The sequence below is a fragment of the Nocardia sp. NPDC058633 genome, from assembly GCF_042717045.1.
Lineage (GTDB): Bacteria > Actinomycetota > Actinomycetes > Mycobacteriales > Mycobacteriaceae > Nocardia.
This window is the reverse complement of record NZ_JBHXRA010000001.1, coordinates 486,641-509,163: the sequence shown is the minus strand read 5'-3', so window position 1 is coordinate 509,163 and position 22,523 is coordinate 486,641. Positions and strand designations below refer to the sequence as shown.

Genomic DNA, 22,523 nt, shown 5'->3' with positions numbered 1-22,523 from the left:
CAGGGCGACGAAGGAGCAAGCAACGGTGGCTGACCGGCGGCCCCTCGGGGCCGCGGACACGCGCGCGCCAGCGCGCCGACAATTCAGTTCTTGGGGAACTTGAACTGCGACATGTCGATCCCCTCGAGCCCTGGCGGCAACTGATCCAACCCGGGCGGCATGTTCGACAGGTCCATGCCCGGCGGCAGCCCCGGCATTCCGGCGGGCATCCCGGGGAATCCACCGCGCACCTTCGGCGGTGTGGGCCCACGCCCACCCTTCTTGCCCTTCTTACCGCCCTTTTTGTTGTTGCCGCGGCGAGCGCCCGGCATGCCCATCTGCCGACCCATCATCGCCATCATCTTCTTGGCTTCGAAGAACCGGTCGACGAGCTGGTTGACCTCGGAAACCTGCACCCCGGAGCCGTTGGCGATGCGCAGGCGCCGCGAGGCGTTGATGATCTTCGGATTGTCGCGCTCGGCGCGTGTCATGCCCCGGATGATCGCCTGCACCCGGTCGAGCTGCTTGTCGTCGACCGCGGCCAGCGCGTCCTTCATCTGGCCCGCGCCGGGCAGCATCCCGAGCAGGTTGCCGATCGGACCCATCTTGCGGATGGCCAGCATCTGGTCGAGGAAGTCCTCGAGGGTGAGTTCGCCGCTGCCGATCTTGCGCGCGGTCTCCTCGGCCTGCTGGGCGTCGTAGACCTGTTCGGCCTGCTCGATGAGCGTGAGCACATCGCCCATGCCGAGGATGCGCGAGGCCATCCGGTCGGGATGGAAGACGTCGAAGTCCTCGAGCTTCTCACCGGTGGAGGCGAACATGATCGGCGCGCCGGTGACGTTGCGCACCGACAGCGCAGCGCCACCGCGGGCGTCACCGTCGAGCTTGGTGAGCACGACACCGGTGAACCCGACACCGTCGCGGAAGGCTTCGGCGGTGCTGACCGCGTCCTGACCGATCATCGCGTCGAGCACGAACAGTGTCTCGTCGGGCTGCACGGCATCGCGGATGCCCGCGGCCTGGCGCATCAGCTCGGCGTCGATACCGAGGCGACCGGCGGTATCGACGATGACCACGTCGTACTGCTTGGCCTTGGCCTCTTCGATACCGCCTGCGGCCACCGCGACGGGGTCGGCCGCGGTGATCCCGAGCGGGTTGTCGCCGCCACCGATGGAGGTGCCGCCGTGCGGGGCGAACACGGGTACGCCCGCGCGCTCACCGACGACCTGCAGCTGGGTGACCGCGCCGGGACGCTGGAGGTCACAGGCCACCAGCAACGGCTGATGCCCCTGACCCTTGAGCCATTTGGCCAGCTTGCCCGCGAGGGTGGTCTTACCCGCACCCTGCAGACCGGCCAGCATGATGACCGTCGGCGGGTTCTTGGCGAGGTTCAGTCGGCGGGTCTCGCCACCGAGGATCGCCACGAGTTCCTCGTTGACGATCTTGACGACCTGCTGCGCGGGATTGAGCGCGCCGGAGACCTCCGCGCCCTTGGCGCGTTCTTTGACGTTGGCGATGAAGCCGCGCACCACGGGCAGCGCGACGTCGGCCTCGAGGAGTGCGAGGCGGATCTCACGCGCGGTGGCGTCGATGTCGGCCGGTGACAGACGCCCCTTACCGCGCAGATCCTGCAGTGCACCGGTAAGCCGGTCGGACAGGGATTCGAACACCGATCGCGCTCCTGATCTGAAAGGGTCTCAGGTCGTCTGACCGAAGTCGGACGTCTCTTGCCCTCCCAGGGTAATGGAGGTTATTCGGTGTGCCGCACGTGCGGTGGCGCCGTGCGGCGCAACTCGTGGGATTCGATGTTCACCAGATACACCGCTTCTCTGCCGGTGAGGCCGAGTTCGCGCGAGAGCGCCTCGATCCGAAGCCATTCGGAATCGGCGCTGTCGGCGTGATGGGCAGCGGTCGAGGCGATGGTCATCGCGGCCAACGCCTGCGCACCACTGAGGGTGCGACCCGGCAACCACGAAACCACCCACAGGTCACCACCGACGCAGCGCGCGATGTGCGCGGTCGCGTCGCTGGTCATCATCGATGCGGAAACGACTTCGATAGCCACGGATCAGCTCCCCTCGTACGAGTGACAGCCAGACCTGGGAAATGCTATAGGTCTCATCTCGACTTATCGGACCGTGAGAACGCTGTGTAGCAACCTGATAGCAATCGGTGAGTAAATCGTGTCCTTGCGGTATCAGTCGACGTCGGCGGTTTCGGTCGGGGGTGGGGCGGGAGCAGGCCGTGGAACCACGTCGAGGACGGCCTTCTCGATACGGTGGCGCAGGGCAGGGCTGTCGGCATCGCCCAGATCGAGGCAGAAGGCGTCGACCACGGCCGAGCCCATCGTGACCACCTTGGCCCACCGGACATTCGCGCCCGTCGCGGCGAAGGCTCCGGCGAGTCGGCTCAGCAAACCGAGGCGATCATCGGCGCGCAGCTCGAGAATCGCCTGGCCCGGTGTGCTGGAAGGTGACCAGATCAGGCGCGGTGCGGCACGCGCGTACCGACCCGGCCCGGCCCCGACTGCTTCGGCTTCGCGTTTGGCCAGCGCCGCGGGCAGGTCGAGTGCGCCGTTGGTGGCGCGGATGAGTTCCTGCCGCAGCAGGCCCGCGTCCGGCGGGTCACCGAATTTCGGCATCACCACGAAGGTGTTGATCGCCGAATCCCCGGCACTGCCCAGTGACGCCGAGAGCACACGCAGCGCGTGCAGCGCCAGCACACCGGCAGCGTCGGAGAGCAGGCCGGGCTCGTCGGGGGCGATCACCGTCACCACGAAGGTGTGCTTGCCGTCGCCGGGCGCGAGGGTGACGTGCACGCCGCCCGCTCGTGCCCTGTCCAAGAGCTCGGGGGCGATCGGTTCGGGTCGCGGCAGTACCTCCCCCGCCATGACGAGTCGGCAACGGCGCACCAGATCACCGATCAGCGAAGCCTTCCAGTCGCCCCACACGCCGGGGCCGGTGGCCATCGAGTCGGCTTCGGCCAGGGCGTGCAGCAGTTCGAGCAGCCCCACGTCTCCGCCGAGCGCGTCGGCGACGTGCTGTACGACCGCCGGGTCGCCCAGGTCGCGGCGAGTCGCGGTGTCGGGCAGCAGCAGGTGGTGCCGCACGATCGCGCTGAGGGTGCGCACATCCGAGGGCCACAGGCCGAGCCTGCGACCGATGTGGGTGGCCAGTTCGGCGCCGACGATGCTGTGGTCGCCCGTTCGGCCCTTGCCGATGTCGTGCAGCAGCGCGCCGAGGGCGAGCAGGTCGGGCCGGGCGACCCTGGTGCTCAGGCCGCTGGCGTAGGCGACCGTCTCCATCAGGTGCCGATCGACGGTCCAGGTGTGCAGCGCGTCGCGCGGCGGGAGATCACGCACCGCGCCCCATTCGGGAAAGAGCCTGCCCCACAGGCCCGTTCGGTCGAGTGCTTCCACCGCGTCGATGCTGCCGCGGCCCGCGCCCAGCAGCACGAGCAGATCGTTGAGCGCGTCCTTGGGCCACGGTTCGCGCAGTTCGGGCGCGTCCTCGGACAGGCGGTTGAGCGTGGTCGCCGACATCGGCAGCCCGGTCTGCGCCGACGCCGCCGCCACCCGCAGGATCAGCCCGGGATCGCGTTGCGGACGGGCGTCTCTGGCCAGTACGACCTCACCGGAGTGCTCGACCACCCCCTCATCGAGTGGTCGGCGCACCGGCATCCGACGCAACCGGGCCAGGCCGCGCCGCGGGAGCGCGTTGGCGGCCGTGCGCAGGCCCACGTCGCACGAATAGCTCACCGTACGCGCCGAATCGGTCAGTGTCCGGGCGAGATCGAAGCGGTCGCCGATACGCAACGCGGCGCCGATCTCGTCGGCGTCCTGGGCACGCAGCTGATCGCGGGCCCGGCCCGCGACCCGGTGCAGTTCGGTGCGCACGTCGAGGAGTCTGCGGTGGGCCTGCTTCAGGCCGCCACCCGGGACCTCGGGGCCCAACCCCGGCATGGCGTCGGTCAGCTGGGCGATCGAGAGGGCGTCGAGCAGTTGGATATCGCGCAGGCCGCCGCGCCCGTTCTTGAGATCGGGTTCGGCGCGGTGGGCGATCTCGCCGCTGCGCTGCCACCGTGTGGTGGTCTGGGCGATGAGGGCGTCGAATCGGGACCGGATCCCGGTGCGCCACTCCCTGCGCACGCCGCCGATGAGCAGATTGCTGAGGTCCTGGTCGCCGACGATGTGGCGGGCTTCCAGCAGGCCGAGCCCGGCGATCATGTCGTCGGCGGCCACCCGCAGCGCCTGCGGGACGGTGCGCACGCTGTGGTCGAGCTTGATGTGGGCGTCCCACAGGGGGTACCAGAGTTGATCGGCGACCTCCGAGACCACCTTGGGGTCGACGTCGTCGTGGAGCAGGACGAGGTCGAGATCGGAGTAGGGCAGCATCTCGCGCCGTCCGAGTCCGCCCACCGCCACGACCGACAGGCCGCTGTCGGCGGTGATGCCGAGTTCGTTGCCCTTGCTGGTGAGCCACAGTTCGAACAGGTCGACCAGGGCTTCGCGCAGCGATTCCGGATCGAGCCGCGGATTGCGGGTGCCCGCGCCGTCGAGCAGTTGCGCCCTGGCCTTGACCAGATCCGCCGCTCCGTTGTTCTGCATACCGCCGTTCCGTGCCACAGCCCACACCACCATTTCATGCGGGCGGCCCCGCCCCGACCGGATTCTCGCCGGTGGGAGCGGGGCCGCCGCTCGATCGTTTCCTCGTGCGTGCCTACCGAATTACAGGGCGTCGCTTCCGCGTTCGCCGGTACGGACGCGGATGATGGTGTCCACCGGGGTCACCCACACCTTGCCGTCACCGATCTTGCCGGTGCGCGAGGCCTCGACGATCACCTCGACGACCTTCTCCACCGACGCATCGTCGACGACGACCTCGACCCGGACCTTGGGCACGAAATCCACCGAGTACTCGGCACCGCGGTAGACCTCGGTGTGGCCCTTCTGCCGGCCGTATCCCTGGACTTCGCTGACGGTCATGCCGAGCACGCCTGCCTGTTCCAGCCCGGTTTTCACATCTTCGAGCGTGAACGGTTTGACGATTGCCGTAACCAGTTTCATGTTCGTCATGCCTCCTTGACGAGTGAGCGTGCCGTGCCACCCACAGCAGCGAAATCGTATGCGGTTTCCGCGTGCTCGGCCTCGTCCAGGCCTGCGGCCTCGGACTCTTCACTGGCGCGCAGGCCGATCGTGAACTTGATCGCGTACGCGATGACGGCCGTGGCGACCAGCGAGTAGGCCAAGACGACGAAAGCACCGACAGCCTGCAGCTTCAACTGCTCGACCCCACCACCGTAGAACAAGCCGGTGACGCCCGCCGGAGCTTCGCTCGTAGCGACCAGACCGACCATCAGGGTGCCGACCAGGCCACCGACCAGGTGAACGCCGACCACGTCGAGCGAATCGTCGAAGCCGAAGCGGAACTTCAGGCCGACGGCCAGGGCGCACAGCGCACCGGAGACCACACCGATGGCCAGGGCGCCGACCACGTTCACCGAGGAACAAGCCGGGGTGATCGCGACAAGACCGGCGACGATGCCCGAGGCGGCGCCGAGCGAGGTCGGGTGACCGTCACGGATCTTCTCCACGAGCAGCCAGGCCATCATCGCGGCGGCGGTGGCGATCGTGGTGGTGAGGAAGGTGGCACCGGCGATGCCGTTGGCACCGAGCGCCGAACCGGCGTTGAAGCCGTACCAGCCGAACCACAGCAGACCGGCGCCGAGCATCACGAACGGCAGGTTGTGCGGACGGAACGGCGTCTTCGGCCAGCCCTTGCGCTTGCCGAGGATGAGGCACAGCACCAGACCGGCGGCGCCGGCGTTGATGTGGACCGCGGTACCACCGGCGAAGTCGATCGCCTTGAGGTTGTTGGCGATCCAGCCGCCCGCCTCAGCGGTGTAACCGTCGAAGGCGAAGACCCAGTGCGCGACGGGGAAGTAGACGACGGTGGCCCAGATTCCGGCAAATACGAGCCACGAGCCGAACTTCAGGCGGTCGGCGACCGCGCCCGAGATGAGAGCGACCGTGATGATCGCGAACATGAGCTGGAAGGCGACGAAGACCGTGAGCGGGATGCCCGAGGTGATCGGGGCCGTCGGGTCTTCCGGGGTCGCCGTGAACAGCGGAATGCCCGCCGAATCCGCGCCGGTACCGCCGAAGATGCTCTTCAGGCCGAAGTACTGGAGAGGATCACCGATCAGGTTGCTCTTGTCCTCGCCGAACGTCATCGAGAAGCCGTATAGACACCACAGAATGGTGACCAGGCCCATCGCGGAGACGCTCATCATGATCATGTTCAGCACGTTCTTGCCACGGACCATGCCGCCGTAGAAGAACGCCAAACCCGGCGTCATCAACAGCACGAGCGCTGCCGACGCCAGCATCCAAGCGGTATCACCGGTATCCGGTGTACCGATCAGTGGAAATGCCACCTTGTCTTCCTCCTCATCTCGGGCCTCGCCGATGACGGCAAAAAGGACCTGTACAGAGGGTCGCCACTCGGTGTTTCGTCCGTTGAGCTGTGGTGTTTCGCCTGAGTGAACGGATAGCGGTGTTGTGTTGCATCCACGTTTCGCGTGGTTGGCACCAGCTTGTCAGCTCACGGTGAGGTCGGTACGGATGTGCGGTTCGCCACGAGTTCGCGCGGCGATTCGCCACGGTGCCGGTGCGCGCGAACAGTGATGTCAGACCCGAGAAACGACGATGCCCGCCCGATCGCTGGATCGGGCGGGCAACGACGAAACAGCTACGAGGTTCCCCCGAGCAGCGCGTCGACGAACGCGCCGGGCTCGAAGGGCGCCAGATCGTCGGCGCCCTCGCCGAGACCGACGAGTTTCACCGGCACACCGAGTTCGTGCTGCACCTGGAACACGATGCCGCCCTTGGCGGTGCCGTCGAGCTTGGTGAGCACCACGCCGGTGATGTCGACGACGTCGGCGAACACCCGCGCCTGCATCAGGCCGTTCTGGCCGACGGTGGCGTCGAGGACCAGCAGCACCTCGTCGACCTCGCCCTTCTTCTCCACAACCCGCTTGACCTTGCCCAGCTCGTCCATCAGGCCGGTCTTGGTGTGCAGGCGACCCGCGGTGTCGACGAGCACCGCGTCGACACCGCGGTCGATGCCCGCGGTGACCGCGTCGAAGGCGACAGCGGCGGGGTCGGCGGCCTCTTTACCGCGCACGGTCTCGGCGCCCACCCGCTCGCCCCAGGTCTGCAGCTGATCGGCGGCGGCGGCGCGGAAGGTGTCGGCGGCACCGAGCAGCACCCGGCGGCCGTCGGCGACGAGCACGCGGGCCAGTTTGCCGGTGGTGGTCGTCTTGCCGGTGCCGTTGACACCGACGACGAGCAGGATCGCGGGTTTGTCGCCGTGCGGGAGGGCATGGATGGAACGGTCGAGATCGGGGCGCAGCGCCTCGATGAGCACGTCCCGCAGGGCGCCACGGGCCTGTTCGGGAGTGCGCACGCTGCGCGAGGCCATCTCCTCGCGCAGCCGTTCGACGATCTTCGCGGTGCTCGCGGTGCCGATATCGGCCAGCACCAGGGTGTCCTCGATCTCCTCCCACGAATCCTCGTCGAGATCGCCGCCACCGAGCAGGCCGAGCAGGCTCTTGCCCACGGCGTTCTGGGAGCGGGCAAGGCGCCCCCGCAGGCGGACCAGACGGCCGGTGGTGGGGTCGATCTCCTCGATCGCGGTGGCGACCGCGTCGCCCTCGGCCGGGGCGGTGTCGACGGGAGCCTCGGTCAGCGGTGCGCTGGGCGCGGCCTCGGTCGGGGTGGTCTTCGGTGGCGCGGTGTCGGCCGCCTCGGCGCCAGCCGTGCCCGCGGGCGCGGCCTTCGTGGAGGCGTCGTCGGCGGGCGCGGTCTCGGTGGGCGCTGTGGCAGTGTCGGCGGGCGGCGCGTCAGCGGGCTCGGCGGGGGCGACGATGTCGAGGGTGGAGGCGTCGTCGGGAACCACCACGGCCTCGTCGACGGCCACATCACCGTCGGGCAGTGGCACGTCGGTGATGCCGCGGCGCGGGGCGTCACGCGGGATCGCGGCGTCGTCGCCGATGTGCGGTTGGCCGTCGGTGTCGGTGCGTTCTCCGACGGGCTCGGGCTTGGGCACGGTCGCCGTCGAGCCGCCCTGGCTGAAGCTGAACCCACCGGAGGCCGTGTAACCACCGGAGCGGTCCGTCAACTCCTTGTCCGGCTCGGGCGGGGCCAGCGAAATCTGGCGTCGCTTGTACAGGACGAAACCCGCGACGAGCGCCACCAACAGGACGGCGGCGATCGCGGCGATCAGGATCCACGCTTGCGAACTCACCCGGCGAGTCTATTCGGGCGGGCAGTTGCCGCACGTCGGCGGCGTCTACGCGGCAGGTCGGGGAGGCGTGGCCGGGCGCGTCGCGGCGTGGCGGAAATGCTACAGATTCGTTGTCCTGCGGAACTTCTGGCGCTTGCCCCATAGGATCGGCGGAGTGACCGATCGAAACGTGCTTGGGGGGCCGCTGGAAGAGTGCGGCACCGATCCTCTCACGGGCTTCTACCGGGACGGCTGCTGCAGCACCGGTCCGGAGGATCTCGGCAGCCACACCGTGTGCACCGTCGTGACGGCGGAATTCCTGGAGCATCAGGCCTCCATCGGCAACGACCTCAGCACCCCTCGCCCTGAGAACAATTTCCCCGGCCTGCAACCGGGCGACCGCTGGTGCGTGGTGGCGGTCCGCTGGTTGCATGCCCACGAGGACGGCGTGGCCGCCCCCGTGGTGCTGGCCGCCACCCACGAGAACGCACTGGAGGTCATCTCGATGGACATCCTCCGCAAATACGCGGTGGACGTGCCCGACGACGTCAGCGACCTCTTGTAGGAGCAGCCCCTGATCACGTGGGGGGCCGAGGGGCGGAAGAGTTGCGTCGGCGGTGGGTTTTCTGGCGACACGCCGGGGTTTCGTTACTTCCCCTGTTTCGCTATGGCCGACTTTCGCCGGTTCCGTTACGGGCGAGGGGTGGCTTCGCAGGCCGCGAGGATGAGGACGACGGCCGGGGCGAGAGGATCATCGACCCCATCGATGTCGTTGGATCGCAACATATCCGGTGAAGCGGTCCGCCACGTCGGTGACGAGGACATCGGAGCAAACCGCGCCCTGCCGTTGAGCCGAGGCGAGCAGCCCGCCCAGTGCACGACGGAACCGATCGCCCGCGCCGCGGCGCAGGGCGCGTGGCTGTCCCGGCCTCAGACCGTGGCCGACACCGGGTCGGTGACCTCGGCTCGGTTCAAGCGCTGGGAGATGACCTGGGTGATGCCGTCACCGCGCATGCTCACGCCGTAGAGAGCGTCGGCGATCTCCATGGTGGGCTTCTGGTGGGTGATGACGATCAGCTGGCTCTTCTCGCGCAACTGCTCGAACAGGCCGATGAGCCGGCGCAGATTGGTGTCGTCGAGCGCCGCCTCGACCTCGTCCATCACATAGAACGGGGAGGGCCGGGCCCGGAAGATGGCGACCAGCAAAGCCACCGCGGTGAGCGACTTCTCGCCACCGGAGAGCAGCGAGAGCCGTTTGACCTTCTTACCGGGCGGGCGGGCCTCGACCTCGATGCCGGTGGTGAGCATGTCCGACGGGTCGGTGAGCACCAACCTGCCCTCCCCACCGGGGAACAGTTTCCCGAAGACACCGACGAATTCGCGTTCCACGTCGGAGTAGGCCTCGGTGAACACCTGCAGGATGCGGGCGTCGACCTCGGCGACCACGTCGAGCAGGTCCTTGCGCGCGTTCTTGACGTCCTCGAGCTGGGTAGCGAGGAAGGTGTAGCGCTCTTCCAGGGCCGCGAATTCCTCCAGCGCAAGGGGATTCACCTTGCCGAGGGTGGTGAGGTCCTTCTCGGCGCGTTTGGCCCGGCGCTCCTGGGTGGGCCGGTCGTAGGGCATCGGCTGCGGCGCGCTGACCTGCTCGCCACGCTCCTTGGCTTCCTCGTACTCGTGCATCTCCAGCGCCGAGGGCGGCAACGGCACGTCGGGCCCGTATTCGGCGACGAGGTCGGCGAGTGCGATGCCGAACTGTTCGGAGATCGTGGTCTCCAGCTGTTCGATGCGCAGTGCCGCTTGGGCTTTGGCCACCTCGTCGCGGTGGACGGCGTCGGTGAGCTGGGCCAGCTGGGTGTTCAGCGCCCGCGCGCGTTCCTTCACCTGTTCCAGCGCGGCCGCGCATTCCCCACGGCGACGGACCAGTTCGTCGCGCCGCGCCGCGGCGGTGGCGACGACCTGTTCGAGCTCGTGCTTGATCTCGGCCCCCGACTCGGCGACCGCCGCGGCCACGGCGGCGGCCTGCCGCCGGGCGGCCTGCGCGCGTTCGGCGCGGGCCCTGGCCTCGCGCTCCCCGCGGGCCGCGCGGCGCAGCGAATCCGCTTTGCCCCGGACCGATTCCGCGCGTTCCTCCGAGGTGCGCACCGACAACCGGGCTTCGACCTCCATGGTTCGAGCCTCGGCGAGGGCGGCGGCGGCTTCCTCTCGTGCGTAGCCCGCGGTCTCGGTGCTCGCGGCACCGAGACTGTCGTCGCTGCCGTCGTGTTCGATCTCGGCATGGCGCAGGCGATCCTCGAGTTCGGCGAGCGAGGCGAGCGACTTCTCCCGTGCCGCTTCGGCTTCGGCACGCTGGGTGGCCAGCCGCTCCCCCTCGGTCTGCGCCGCGCGTGCGTTCTGCCCGACCCGCGCGAGCCGGTCGTAGATCGCCAGCAGCGCCTGATCGGATTCGTGCAGCGCCATCAGCGCGTGGTCGGCGGCGTCCTTCCGGTCGGTCTGCTCGGCCAGCGCACCCGCCAGCGCCGCCTCCAGCTCCTCGGCGTGGCGTTGCGCGGCCGCCAACTCCGCTGTGGCGGTATCGATATCGGCCTGGACCTCGAGCTGACTCGGCATCCGCTCCGCACCACCGACGACCCAGCCTGCACCGGCCAGATCGCCCTCACGGGTGACCACCCGCAGATCCGGGCGCAGCGAGACCAGGTCGGTGGCGGTCGCCAGATCATCGACGACCACGACGCCCGCGGTGAGCGCGGCCAGGGCGGGTCGCACCTGCTCGTCTCCGTCGAGCACATCGGCGAGCCACCGCGCTCCGGCGGGCAGATCACCGCGCATCGGCGGGGTCGGCGCCTCGGTAGCGAAGACGAAGGCCACCCGACCACCGTCACCGGTGCGCAATTCCCGCACCGCGGCGTCGGCGGTGGTCGCGGCGTCCGCCGTGATCGCGTCGGCGAGCGGGCCGAGCAGTGCGGCCACCGCGGCTTCGAATCCCGACTGCACGCGCAGCAGGCCGGACAGCCGTTCACCGAGTCCGCCCACCCCGTGCTCGAGCAGCCAGGCCGCCCCGTCCTTGCGCGCCAGGTTCATCCCGAGCGCTTCGATTCGGGCACCGAGCCGGGCAACCAGTTTGCTGGCCTCCCGGTCGAGTTCGCGAAGTTCGCGCACCCGCTCGTCGGCCAGTCCCTGCGCGGCGACGGCGTGCTCGTACTGGGCGTCCAGGCCCTTCTCGCCCGCGTCGAGTTCACCGAGCTCGTCCTGCACCGCGTCGTATTCGACCTGCGCGGCCTCGCCACGGTGGCGGGCGTCGGCGATGGCCACCGACAGGCGCGCGATCTCGGCGTCCACCGACTGGGCGCGGGTGCGCAATGTGTCGACCTGACCCGACAGCCGGGCCAGCCCTTCGCGTCGGTCGGCGATCGCGCGCACGGCCGCCAAGTGCGCCTGTTCGGCTGCTTTGGCGGCATGTTCGCGCTCGGCGAGGGCTTCGCGCGCGGCTTCGAGGGTTTCGGTGGCCATCTCGACCGCGTAGCGCAGTTCGGCCTCTTCGGCCTCGATCCGGTCGGCCTCGGCCTCGAGCTGTTCCGGGTCGCGACCGGTGCCGACCGGCGCTTCGGTGTGCAGGTGCCTGGCCCGGTCGCCGGCGATGCGGATGGTGGCGTTCACCCGTTCGGCCAGCGCCGAGAGCTGGAACCAGGTCTGCGCGGCGGCCTCGGCGCTGGGGCTCAGCCGCGAGAGCTGGAACTCCTGCTGCGCGAGCGCGGCGTTGGCGGCATCCAGTTCGGACTGCACGTTGATCTGCCGCTCGCGGGCGTAGGCCTCTTTGCTGAGCTGGGATTGCAGCTCGCCGCGTCGGGTGACCAGGTCGTCGGCGGCCAGGCGCAGCCGGGCGTCGCGCAGGTCGGCCTGCACGGTCTGCGCGCGACGGGCGACTTCGGCCTGGCGGCTGAGCGGCTTGAGCTGGCGCCGCAGTTCGGTGGTGAGATCGGTGAGCCGGGCGAGGTTGGCCTGCATCGCGTCGAGCTTGCGGACCGCCTTCTCCTTGCGCCTGCGGTGCTTGAGCACACCCGCGGCCTCTTCGACGAACGCGCGCCGATCCTCTGGCCGCGATTCCAAAATCGCCGAGAGCCTGCCCTGCCCCACGATGACGTGCATCTCGCGCCCGATACCGCTGTCGGACAGCAGTTCCTGCACATCCATCAGTCGGCACGTGCTGCCGTTGATCTCGTACTCGCCCGCGCCGTCGCGGAACATGCGCCGGGTGATCGACACCTCGGCGTAGTCGATGGGCAACGCACCGTCGGAGTTGTCGATGGTCAATGTCACCTCGGCGCGCCCGAGCGGTGCCCGCCCGACGGTTCCGGCGAAGATGACGTCCTGCATCTTCCCGCCCCGCAACGCTTTGGCACCCTGCTCGCCCATCACCCAGCTGAGCGCGTCGACGACATTGGACTTGCCGGACCCGTTGGGCCCGACGACGCAGGTAATGCCCGGTTCGAAGCGCAAAGTGGTCGCGGACGCGAAGGACTTGAAGCCCTTCAACGTCAAGCTCTTCAAATGCAAGCTTTGCCGCCTTTCCGAAATCGGGCCAAGCCTCGACGTGGGCCAGCGTATCGGAACGCGCGGCAGCAACAAGCGAGCACATCGGTAACTCACCGGGGGCGGGCCGAGCTCACACCCTCGTCACCCGCGGGTGCGCACCGACAGCGGGCCGGGAGCGTACCGCGGGTGCGGTCGCGGTCAGTGCGGGCTGTGTGGGTTCATGTGCCTGGCCTGCTTCTGCAGTTGGCGCAAGTGGGTCTCGCTGCCCGGGGTCGCTTCCCAGCCGGTGATCACGCGAAAGATCAGGACCGCGCCCCACGGGCCGATCACCCACATCGGCCAGAAGTAGGTGAGCTCGCCCGCGGTCAGCGAGATCAGCCCCCAGATGACCAGCACGATCACGCTGACCCCGAGCCAGCTACCCGCCTCGATGCGCTGCCAGATCGGGAAGCGGGTGCCGGGCTTGCGTTCGGCAGGCGCCGCGGCCTGCTGCTGTTTTGTCAGCGGCGGCAGATCGGACAGGACGACGGCGAGTTCGTCACGCGTGGTGGTCGCGTAGACCTCGGCCACGCGCAGGTCGTATTCGCCCAAGTCGAGCCTGCCGTCAGCCAGATGGGTGCCCAGCTGGGCGACGATCGCGTTGCGTTCGGCATCGGACGCACGCGTACCCGGGGTGATATCCATGCCGACGTCCTCTCGGTCACATCCACGATGGAGTGCTGCTTTCCAGCGTCCACCCTCCACAGTGCGATGTCAACCGCCCGTGCTCGCTCAGAGAATGGCGAACGCCACGACCAGACCCAGCGCGAAGTGCGCGGCGGCGACGACGAGAACCTCGGGGGTGTAGGTCTCGGCGTGCAACGTGCGACCGATATCGATCCCGGTGACCTTTTCGATCACCCGCACCGAGATCACCTGCGCGATGATGCCGACCAGGCCGTACACGATCGCCGCGATCAGCCCTTCGGACAGTTTGCCGCTGCCGCCGGTGGCCAGCACCGCGAACACGACGATGAACGCCATGCTGATCATTCCGGCCGCCGAGACGACGAGCGCGTTCGGCTTGCCCGCCACCACCAGGTCGCGCAGCTTGCCGGGCGTGGTCAGGTCGATGGCGAAAAAGCCGATCAGCATCAGCGCGAGACCGATCAGGCAGTACAGGATGATGGCGCCGACGCCTTCACCGAGCGCATTCCAATAACCCGATTCCAGGGCGAGGACGGTCATCGTGGTCCTTTCGAACAATGTTGTGAGGTCAGTTGTCAGTCGACGATGCGGTGCGGCACGAACGCGGCGCCGTCATCGGTGATCAGTCCGGCGGTCTCCCGAATGCCGAGTCCCGCCGCGGTGTCTCCGACGACCCAGGCGCCCAGTACCGGGCGCATTCCGTCGAATTCCGGTAGCGGGTCGAGCATTTGGTAGACGAAACCTTCGGCGCCGTAGACGCCGCCGGTCGCGGTCTCCATGCCGGGGCCGACGATGGTCATGTTCGCGCCCTCGCGGCCGAGCTTGGGTTTGCGAATGTATTCGGTGAGCTCGTGCGGATTGTCGAGGTAGGCGGGCAACAGGTTCGGGTGGCCGGGATACATCTCCCACAGGATCGCCAGGATCGCCTTGTTGCTCAGCAGCGTGGTCCACAGCGGTTCGATCCACGCGGTCGCGGGCAGACTGCCGACGACGCGCTGACCGAAGTCGTCGTCGAGGATCCACTCCCACGGATACAGCTTGAAGATCGCCTCGATCGGCGCCTCGGCCAGGTCGACGAACCGGTTCAGCTCGGTGTCGAAACCGACTTCCTCGATCGGCAGGGCGACCGTGTCGAAACCGGCTTCGGCCGCCGTCTCCTGCATGTAGGCGGTGGTGACGTTGTCCTCACCGGTCGCGTCGGCGCCCGACCAGGTGAAGTGCAGCTCGGTGCCGGGCAGCACACCGCGCAGTTCGGTCCAGCGCTCCACCAGTTTCTCGTGCAGCGAATTCCACTGGTCGCCATCGGGATACACCTGCTGCAGCCAGTGCCACTGGACGATCGCGGCCTCGAGCAGCGAGGTGGGGGTGTCGGCGTTGTATTCCAGCAGCTTGGCCGGGCGGCGCGCGTCGTAGCGCAGATCGAAGCGGCCGTACACGTAAGGGTCGCTGCGACGCCACGATTCGGCGATCGGGGCCCATGTCCATTCCGGCAGGCCGAAATCGGCGAAACGTTCGGTGAGTACGACATGTTCGGCCGCGTGCAGACACATCGACTGCAGCAGTTCCACGTCGGCTTCTAGCGCGAGGATCTCGTCCATCGAGAACTCGTAGTGCACCGACTCGTCCCAGTACGGCCGGGGCTGACCGCTGGCATCGCGCCCCGGTGCGCCGTAGACCAGGCCCTGCTTCTCGATGATCTGCTGCCAGCCCGGGCGTGGCGTGCTCTGGTTACGCCGCATCTACGATCCGCTCCCGCCGGTCGACTTGCTACCGAGCCCGCCGCGCTGCACCGTGGTGCCGCTCTTGGTCTTGATCTGGGCGTTGCGCGGTTTCACGGAGGTGCCGCCCGAGGGCGGCTTGCCGATCGTCGGGGTGCCGCCGTAGTGGTAGCGGTACTGCGGCCAGCCGAGGATCAGCAGTCCGCCGCCGTGGCCGCCGCTGGAGCTGTCACTGCGGAAATTGGCCTGACCCTCGCCGCATTTGTCGTCGGGGACAACGATTTCCTGCCCGTTCTCGTCGATCTGCACGCACGAGGCCGTCACCTGGTCGGGTGCGGTGATCGCCCGGTAGGCGAGGTAGCCACCGCCGACGAGCGCGGCGACGCCGACGATGGCGACACCACCGATCATCACGCGTTTGCGGTTGCGCCGCTTCTCCTCCGCCGCCGCGGCTGCCGCGCGCTCGGCCTCGGCGGCTTGCTTGCGGGCCTTGTCCCTGGCGCGCGCCTCGCCGACGGTGGGCGGACGCGGTTGGGTGCGGCCGGGTTCCTGCCTGGCCATCCGACCCGGACGTGCCTGGTCACCGGGGCGCGAACCGCTCGCACCAGGCTCGGGGGGCGTCGCGCCAGAGCCGGGGGCCGACGGTATCGCGCCGGGCCCCGGCTCCGACGGTGTCGCACCGGGGTTCGGATCCGACGGGTTCCAGCCCGCGCCAGGATCGGGCGCTGTCCACGGCGATCTCTCGGGCTCGCCGTTCGAGGGCTGGTCCGGTCGATCGGGCGGTCCAGGGTTCTGTGTGCTCACCGCTGCCGCCCCCTAGCCCCCGAAGTCACCACTAGCGCTCCTCGAATCCCGTCATGTCGCCCCGCGCGGGCTCCCAGCTTTCCACAACCAGGTCTACCCGCCCGGGAGCACGCCCGGACAGACCATGTCTCGCGTGCCCGACGACTTGCGAACTCTCGGGCACATCGCCGGACCGTAGCAGTTCCAGCAATTTCTCGCCCGCCGATCGCGGCCCTTCGGCGACGACGTGGACGCGTCCGTCGCGATGGTTGCGCGCGTAGCCGACCAGCCCGAGTTCCAGTGCGCGCGACCGCGTCCACCACCGGAAACCCACGCCCTGTACATAGCCGTGCACCCACGCGCTCAGCCGAACCGGCTGCTCGCTCATGCGTCGATGTCGAAAGTCAACGTCACCTTGGTGCCCGCTTTGAGCGTGCGACCCACCGTGCACACCTTGTCGACGGCGCGCTGCACGGTGACCAGTAGTCGTTCGCGGGCGGCCTCGTCGAGCTCGGACAGGTCGAGTTCGAGGACCTCGTCGAGCTGCGGGTAGAGCTCGTTCTCGCGGTCGGCGTCGCCGGAGACGCGGATGGTGGCGTCGAACTCGTCGCCGAGTCGACGCGACAGCGGCAGATCGGAGCTGAGCCCGGTGCAGGCGGCGAGCGCGATCTTCAGCAGCTCACCGGGGGTGAAGGCGCCGGGCACACCCTGGGAGGCGATCAAAACCTCCGCGCCGCGCGAACTACGCCCGGTGTAGGCGCGGGTTCCGGTGCGCTCGACCCACAGTTCGGTGGGGGCGTTGTTCACGGGTGCGGTCTGCTCAGCCATGCCCTGATCCTGCCATTCGCTCGACGACGATCCACGCCGGGCAACGCCCACACCATCCCCGCCATTCCGGTCACGTGATCTGGCACACGCTCACTCCTGGAAGCGATAACCCATTCCCGCCTCGGTGAGCAGGTGGCGCGGGTCGGCCGGATCGTCTTCGAGTTTGCGCCGCAACTGCGCGAGGTACACGCGCAGGTAATGCGTCTCGGTGGCATAGGACGGGCCCCATACCTCCCGCAGTAACTCCTTGCGCCCCACCAGTTTTCCGCGATGACGCACCAGCATCTCGAGCATCCCCCATTCGGTGGGCGTCAGATGCACAGGCACACCCTTCTTGGTGACCTTCTTGGCGACGAGGTCGACGGTGAACGAGTCGGTGACCACCACCGGGTCGGCGTCCTCGCTCGCTCGAGCGCCACGCCGAACCGCCGCGCGCAACCGGGCCAGCAGCTCGTCCATCCCGAACGGCTTGGTGACATAGTCGTCGGCACCCGCGTCGAGCGCCTCGACCTTGTCCGCCGAATCGGTACGCGCGGACAGCACGATCACCGGCGCCGAGCTCCACCCCCGCAGTCCGGCGAGCACCTCGATACCGTCCAGATCGGGCAAGCCCAGGTCGAGAACGACAACGTCGGGGTGCTTCTCGGCGGCCGCGCGCAGAGCGGCCGCCCCACTGCCCGCGGTGATCACCTCATACCCGCGCACGGACAGATTGATTCGCAACGCCCGCACGATCTGTGGCTCGTCGTCGACCACCAGCACCTTGACGGGCGGATGCGCCGACTCCACCCCGCCCGATGAGTCACCCATGCGCCCACCCGCCTCCCCGCACCTTCGGGCCGGATTCGGACGTGTCGTCGCGCGACGTCGGCGGCCGCCGGTCGAGCGCGACGGCAGGTGCGCCCGTCCTCGATGAGATACCCATGTGCTCACTTTCCTCGCGGGTCGACTGGCGTTGTCCCCGACGGTAGGTCGACAAGCATCGTCAGCCCGCCGCCGGGGGTGGGATCTGCTCGGACGGTGCCGCCCATCGCTTCGACGAAGCCGCGTACCACCGACAGGCCGAGGCCGACGCCGGTGGTGTTGTCGCGGTCGCCGAGGCGCTGGAAAGGTTCGAACAGTTGTTCCTCGGTACCCGACGGGACGCCGGGGCCGATGTCGACGACCGCGATCGACACCCGGTCACCGTCGGGTTCGGCGGTCACCCGCACGGGCGACTCGCGGCCGGAATGCCGTAGGGCGTTGTCGATCAGGTTGGCGAGCACGCGTTCGAGCAGTCCGCTGTCGGCGAGCACGGACATTTCACCGACCTCGACCCGCACCCGGTCCATCGCCGCCCGGCGTAGTCCACGGGTGCCCATGCCGACACTCACCAGCGCGCGATGCACCGCCTCGTCCATGTACACCTGCCGCAACTGCGGCGTGACGACCCCGACGGCCAGTCGCGAGGAATCGAGCAGATTGCCGACCAGGGCGGTCAGCTGGTCGACCGACTCCTCGATCGCCTCCAGCAACTCGCCGGTGTCCTGCGCCGAGAACTCGATGTCGTCGCTGCGCAGGCTCGACACGGCCGCTTTCGCACCGGCCAGCGGGGTGCGCAGATCGTGGCTGACCGCCGACAGCAACGCACGGCGCAGCCGGTCGGCTTCGAGCAGTCCCGCCGCCGCACCGGCTTCCTCGGCCAACCCGGCTTGGCGCACCAGCCCCACCGCCTGGTTGGCGACCGCGTTGAGCACCGGCCGGTCGGCGGCGTCGATCGGCGCCCCGGCCAGCAGCAGACAGCTCTGCCCGTCACCCGCTTCGATGACGGTCGCGGCGTCGGCGGGTCGTGTCGGTGGCTGCGGACCGACCGTGGCGACGAGCTGATCGCCACACCGCAGGCTCGCCGCGCGCTGGCCGTAGGTTTCGCGGACCTGCTCGAGCAGGTGGGGCAGGTCGGCGCCGTGCAGCACGGATCCGGCGAACATCGTCAGCAGCTCGGCCTCCCTGGATGCCTTGCGCGCCTGCAGTGTTCGCTTCGCCGCGACATCCACCAGCGCCGCCACGGCCACCGCGACGATGAGCAGCACGACCACGGTGACGAAGTTGTCCGGCTCGGCGATGGTGAAGCTGTAGCGCGGTGAGGTGAAGAACCAGTTCAACAGCAGTCCCGACAGCAGCGCCGAGGCGACAGCGGGCAGCACACCACCGAACAGCGCCACCGCGACGACACCCACGAAGAACATCGCGCTCAGCCCGCCGAGCTGGAGCCGACCGTCGAGAAACACCCCGCAGGTCAGGCTCACCAGCACCGGCACGACCACGGCCGCCGGCCACGCGCTGACCGGGCGCCGCGGCCGCAGCCAATGCTTGCGCACCCCGTGATTGGCGTGCTCGTGGGTCACCATGTGCACATCGATCTTGCCCGAGCGCTGCACCACGGTGGAGCCGATGCCCTCGTCGAACATCCGCGCCCAGCGCGAGCGTCGCGAGGTGCCGAGCACCAATTGGGTGGCGTTGACCTCGCGCGCGAAATCGAGCAGCGCGGACGGCACGTCGGCACCGGTCACGGTGTGCAGCGAGGCGCCGAGACCGGCGGCGAGATCGCGCAGCCTGGTCATCCGCTCGGTCGATACCCCGACCAGCCCGTCGCCGCGCACCACGTGCAACACGACCAGATCCGCACTGGACTTGGACGCGATCCGCCCGGCCCGGCGCACCACTGTCTCCGACTCGGGACCACCGGTGACCGCGACGACGACACGTTCGCGCGCCTCCCACAGCTCGGTGATCTTGTGGTCGGCCCGGTACCGAGCCAGCGCCGCGTCGACCTGGTCGGCCAGCCACAGCAGCGCGAGCTCGCGCAGCGCGGTGAGATTGCCGGGCCGGAAGTAGTTGCGCAGCGCCGCATCGACCTTGTCGGCGGCGTAGACGTTGCCGTGGGAAAGCCTGCGCCGCAATGCTTCCGGTGTCAGGTCGACCAGTTCCACCTGATCGGCGCCGCGCACCACCGCGTCGGGCACGGTCTCGCGCTGCTCGATACCGGTGATCTGGGCGACCACATCGTTGAGGCTCTCGAGGTGCTGCACGTTCACCGTGGAGATCACGTCGATACCCGCGGCCAGGAGTTGCTCCACGTCCTGCCAGCGCTTCTCGTGCACGCTGCCCGGTGCGTTTGTATGCGCCAGTTCGTCGACCAGCACCACCGCGGGCTTGCGCGTGAGCACCGCATCGACATCGAGTTCGGGCAGCTCGGTCCCTCGATAGGAAACCGTCTTGGGCGGAATGCGCTCGATGCCGTCCAGGAGTTCGGCGGTCTTCTTGCGCCCGTGCGTCTCCACGACGGCCGCGACCACATCACGGCCGCGTTCGGACCGCCGATGCGCTTCGCCGAGCATGGCGTAGGTCTTGCCCACGCCCGGCGCCGCACCGAGGTAGATGCGCAGTTGTCCGCGTTTCACCGGTCCATCATCGCGTGCCGACGCGCAGGAACTGGCGGGCGCACCGGCAACACACCGACGCTCACCATCGGTGCGTGTGTGCTGTTCAACCGACCGAGCACCCGGATCAACAGCAGCGATCCGACGAAACCTCCGATCACCGCAAGGGTCACAACAGACACCGCGATCTCACTTTCCGCGAACTGGGTCCGACAGCGCCCTTCGCCTGCCGGTACACCACTGTGTACCGCGCCGGAATTCACCTGATCTCGATCTTTACGGAGTGTTGACGGCTATCGGCCCCGCTTTGACGGCATCCGCACGCCCCTCGCGCGTCAACATTCCGCAAAGGCGGCGCCGTCGGGTGCTAAGGAGTCGTAAGGAAACCGCGCCGAGCCCGAAATCGGCGTTTCACTCACCTCGGCGCTTCACCTCGGAGCGTCGAGGAGGTTGGAAATGTCTGTCGTGGTGTTCACGGTGCTCACCGTGGCGATCTTCGCGCTGCTGGGTCTGATCCAGCGGGGGGTGGAGAAGCTGTGATCGCGAACCTTGTCGGTCTGGTCCTGGCCGTTTGCGTCGCCGTCTTCATGGTCGCGGCATTGCTCTTTCCCGAGAGGTTCTAGGTGAACACGACAACCGCTGGGATCGCCTTCGTCGCGGCCCTGGTCATCACGCTTGCTCTGGTACACGTGCCGCTCGGCGACTACATGTTCCGGGTGTACAACGCCGACAAGCACTCTCGGGTCGAGCAGCTGATCTACCGCGCCATCGGCGCGAAACCCGAAGTCGAGCAGTCCTGGCCGGTCTACGCCCGCAGTGTGCTGGCGTTCTCGGCGGTCGGGATCCTGTTCTTGTTCTTCTTCCAACTCGTCCAGGGCGCGTTGCCGCTGCATCTGAACGATCCCGGCACCGACATGACGCCGGCGCTGGCGTGGAATACCGCGGTCAGCTTCGTCACCAATACCAACTGGCAGAACTATTCCGGTGAGTCCACCCATGGCCACCTGGTGCAGATGGCCGGCCTGGCGGTGCAGAACTTCGTCTCTGCGGCTGTCGGCATGGCAGTGGCGGTGGCGCTGGTGCGCGGCTTCGCCCGCCGCCACACCGGTGAACTGGGCAATTTCTGGGTCGACCTGGTCCGCGGCATCCTGCGGATCCTGTTGCCGATCGCGTTCGTATTCGCGATCGTCCTGGTCGCGGGCGGCCTCATCCAGAACTTCCACCTGCACGATCAGGTCGCGCAGACCGTCGGCGGCGCCGAGCAGACGCTCACCGGCGGCCCGGTCGCCAGCCAGGAAGTCATCAAGGAGCTCGGCACCAATGGTGGCGGCTTCTACAATGCGAACTCCTCGCATCCGTTCGAGAACGCGAGCACCTGGACGAACTTCCTGGAGATCTTCCTGCTTCTGGTGATCTCGTTCTCGCTGCCGCGCACCTTCGGCCGGATGGTCGGCAGCACCAAACAGGGTTACGCGATCGTCGCGGTGATGGGCACGATCGCGCTCACCAGCGTCACGCTGACCAACCTGTTCCAGCTGCAGCACCACGGCACGGTGCCGACCGCGATCGGCGCGTCCATGGAGGGCGTCGAGACCCGCTTCGGGGTCGCGAATTCGGCCACCTTCGGTGCTGCGACCACACTGACCTCGACAGGTGCGGTCGACTCGTTCCATGATTCGTACACGAGCCTCGGCGGCATGATGCTGATGTTCAACATGCAGCTCGGCGAGGTAGCGCCCGGAGGTGTCGGCTCCGGCCTCTACGGCATGCTGATCCTCGCCGTGATCACAGTCTTCGTGGCGGGCCTGATGGTCGGTCGCACACCGGAATACCTGGGCAAGAAGATCACCCCGCGCGAGATCAAGCTGGCCGCTTCCTATTTCCTGGTGAGCCCACTGATCGTGCTGATCGGCACGTCTGTCGCGATGGCGCTGCCAGGCCAGCGGGCGAGCATGCTGAACAACGGCCCGCACGGACTCTCGGAAGTGTTGTACGCCTTCACTTCCGCGGCCAACAACAACGGTTCCGCCTTCGCCGGTCTCACCGGCAACACCGAGTGGTTCAATACCGCGCTCGGCCTGGCGATGGTGTTCGGGCGGTTCCTGCCGATCATCTTCGTGCTGGCCCTGGCCGGGTCCCTGGCCGAGCAGGGCACCACTCCCGCGTCGATCGGCACGCTGCCGACGCACCGGCCGCAGTTCGTCGGCATGGTCGTCGGCGTGACGATGATCCTGGTCGCGCTCACCTTCCTGCCCGCCCTCGCACTCGGGCCGCTCGCCGAAGGAATCCACTGA

The 22,523-nt window shown here is 68.4% G+C and carries 19 protein-coding genes; 4 read left to right on the top strand and 15 right to left on the bottom strand.

Annotation, left to right across the window (positions count from 1 at the left end; genetic code table 11):
• Positions 1-83: 83 nt before the first annotated feature.
• The 6 genes from ffh to ftsY all read right to left on the bottom strand — a co-directional run bounded on the left by ffh (position 84) and on the right by ftsY (position 8,285).
• Positions 84-1,649, bottom strand: a complete 1,566-nt coding sequence (gene ffh / locus ACFWUR_RS02250; RefSeq protein WP_378900514.1) for a signal recognition particle protein — start codon at positions 1,647-1,649, stop codon at positions 84-86.
• An 80-nt stretch (positions 1,650-1,729) separates the two neighbouring features.
• Positions 1,730-2,044: a hypothetical protein gene (locus ACFWUR_RS02245; protein ID WP_378900511.1), complete on the bottom strand. Its 315-nt coding sequence runs from the start codon at positions 2,042-2,044 to the stop codon at positions 1,730-1,732.
• Positions 2,045-2,176: 132 nt separating this feature from the next.
• Positions 2,177-4,618, bottom strand: a complete 2,442-nt coding sequence (locus tag ACFWUR_RS02240; RefSeq protein WP_378900508.1) for a [protein-PII] uridylyltransferase — start codon at positions 4,616-4,618, stop codon at positions 2,177-2,179.
• An 87-nt stretch (positions 4,619-4,705) separates the two neighbouring features.
• Positions 4,706-5,044 carry a P-II family nitrogen regulator gene (locus ACFWUR_RS02235; protein ID WP_110036141.1) on the bottom strand — a complete coding sequence of 113 codons (339 nt, stop codon included), beginning with the start codon at positions 5,042-5,044 and terminating at the stop codon, positions 4,706-4,708.
• A 5-nt stretch (positions 5,045-5,049) separates the two neighbouring features.
• Complete coding sequence (locus ACFWUR_RS02230) at positions 5,050-6,366, bottom strand: ammonium transporter (RefSeq protein WP_378900572.1); 1,317 nt, start codon at positions 6,364-6,366, stop codon at positions 5,050-5,052.
• Positions 6,367-6,728: 362 nt separating this feature from the next.
• On the bottom strand, positions 6,729-8,285 hold the full coding sequence (ftsY, locus tag ACFWUR_RS02225) for a signal recognition particle-docking protein FtsY (protein ID WP_378900505.1): 1,557 nt from the start codon (positions 8,283-8,285) through the stop codon (positions 6,729-6,731).
• A 154-nt stretch (positions 8,286-8,439) separates the two neighbouring features.
• Between ftsY and ACFWUR_RS02220 the strand changes: the two genes are divergently transcribed.
• The gene (locus ACFWUR_RS02220) at positions 8,440-8,829 is read left to right on the top strand and encodes a DUF2237 family protein (protein ID WP_019048221.1); all 390 of its coding nucleotides are present in this window, start codon (positions 8,440-8,442) and stop codon (positions 8,827-8,829) included.
• Between the two features lie 365 nt (positions 8,830-9,194).
• On the opposite strand, the gene smc is transcribed toward ACFWUR_RS02220, so the two are convergent.
• From smc to ACFWUR_RS02175, 9 genes are all read right to left on the bottom strand, one after another.
• On the bottom strand, positions 9,195-12,815 hold the full coding sequence (smc, locus tag ACFWUR_RS02215; RefSeq protein WP_378900500.1) for a chromosome segregation protein SMC: 3,621 nt from the start codon (positions 12,813-12,815) through the stop codon (positions 9,195-9,197).
• 177 nt (positions 12,816-12,992) lie between these two features.
• Positions 12,993-13,478: a DUF1707 domain-containing protein gene (locus tag ACFWUR_RS02210; RefSeq protein ID WP_378900498.1), complete on the bottom strand. Its 486-nt coding sequence runs from the start codon at positions 13,476-13,478 to the stop codon at positions 12,993-12,995.
• 87 nt (positions 13,479-13,565) lie between these two features.
• Positions 13,566-14,021 (bottom strand): DUF350 domain-containing protein, encoded by a 456-nt coding sequence (locus ACFWUR_RS02205; RefSeq protein ID WP_378900495.1) that lies wholly within the window; start codon positions 14,019-14,021, stop codon positions 13,566-13,568.
• A 35-nt stretch (positions 14,022-14,056) separates the two neighbouring features.
• The gene (locus tag ACFWUR_RS02200; RefSeq protein WP_378900492.1) at positions 14,057-15,220 is read right to left on the bottom strand and encodes a glutathionylspermidine synthase family protein; all 1,164 of its coding nucleotides are present in this window, start codon (positions 15,218-15,220) and stop codon (positions 14,057-14,059) included.
• Complete coding sequence (locus ACFWUR_RS02195) at positions 15,221-15,760, bottom strand: hypothetical protein (protein WP_378900489.1); 540 nt, start codon at positions 15,758-15,760, stop codon at positions 15,221-15,223.
• Between the two features lie 274 nt (positions 15,761-16,034).
• The gene (locus ACFWUR_RS02190) at positions 16,035-16,370 is read right to left on the bottom strand and encodes an acylphosphatase (protein WP_378900486.1); all 336 of its coding nucleotides are present in this window, start codon (positions 16,368-16,370) and stop codon (positions 16,035-16,037) included.
• Positions 16,367-16,810 (bottom strand): OsmC family protein, encoded by a 444-nt coding sequence (locus tag ACFWUR_RS02185; protein ID WP_378900483.1) that lies wholly within the window; start codon positions 16,808-16,810, stop codon positions 16,367-16,369. Before ACFWUR_RS02185 ends, ACFWUR_RS02190 begins: the two co-directional genes overlap by 4 nt.
• A 90-nt stretch (positions 16,811-16,900) precedes the next feature.
• On the bottom strand, positions 16,901-17,620 hold the full coding sequence (locus tag ACFWUR_RS02180; RefSeq protein ID WP_378900481.1) for a response regulator: 720 nt from the start codon (positions 17,618-17,620) through the stop codon (positions 16,901-16,903).
• A gap of 119 nt (positions 17,621-17,739) precedes the next feature.
• Entirely contained in the window at positions 17,740-20,250 is a 2,511-nt protein-coding gene (locus ACFWUR_RS02175; RefSeq protein ID WP_378900479.1) for an ATP-binding protein, read from the bottom strand.
• A 435-nt stretch (positions 20,251-20,685) separates the two neighbouring features.
• Here ACFWUR_RS02175 and ACFWUR_RS02170 point away from each other — a divergent pair, with 435 nt between their 5' ends.
• The 3 genes from ACFWUR_RS02170 to kdpA are packed head-to-tail and all read left to right on the top strand — an operon-like array spanning position 20,686 to position 22,523.
• Positions 20,686-20,769, top strand: coding sequence for a potassium-transporting ATPase (locus ACFWUR_RS02170; protein WP_067449012.1), 84 nt, complete (start codon positions 20,686-20,688; stop codon positions 20,767-20,769).
• Positions 20,766-20,852: a potassium-transporting ATPase subunit F gene (locus tag ACFWUR_RS02165; RefSeq protein ID WP_378900569.1), complete on the top strand. Its 87-nt coding sequence runs from the start codon at positions 20,766-20,768 to the stop codon at positions 20,850-20,852. Before ACFWUR_RS02170 ends, ACFWUR_RS02165 begins: the two co-directional genes overlap by 4 nt.
• Positions 20,853-22,523 (top strand): potassium-transporting ATPase subunit KdpA, encoded by a 1,671-nt coding sequence (kdpA, locus tag ACFWUR_RS02160; RefSeq protein WP_378900477.1) that lies wholly within the window; start codon positions 20,853-20,855, stop codon positions 22,521-22,523.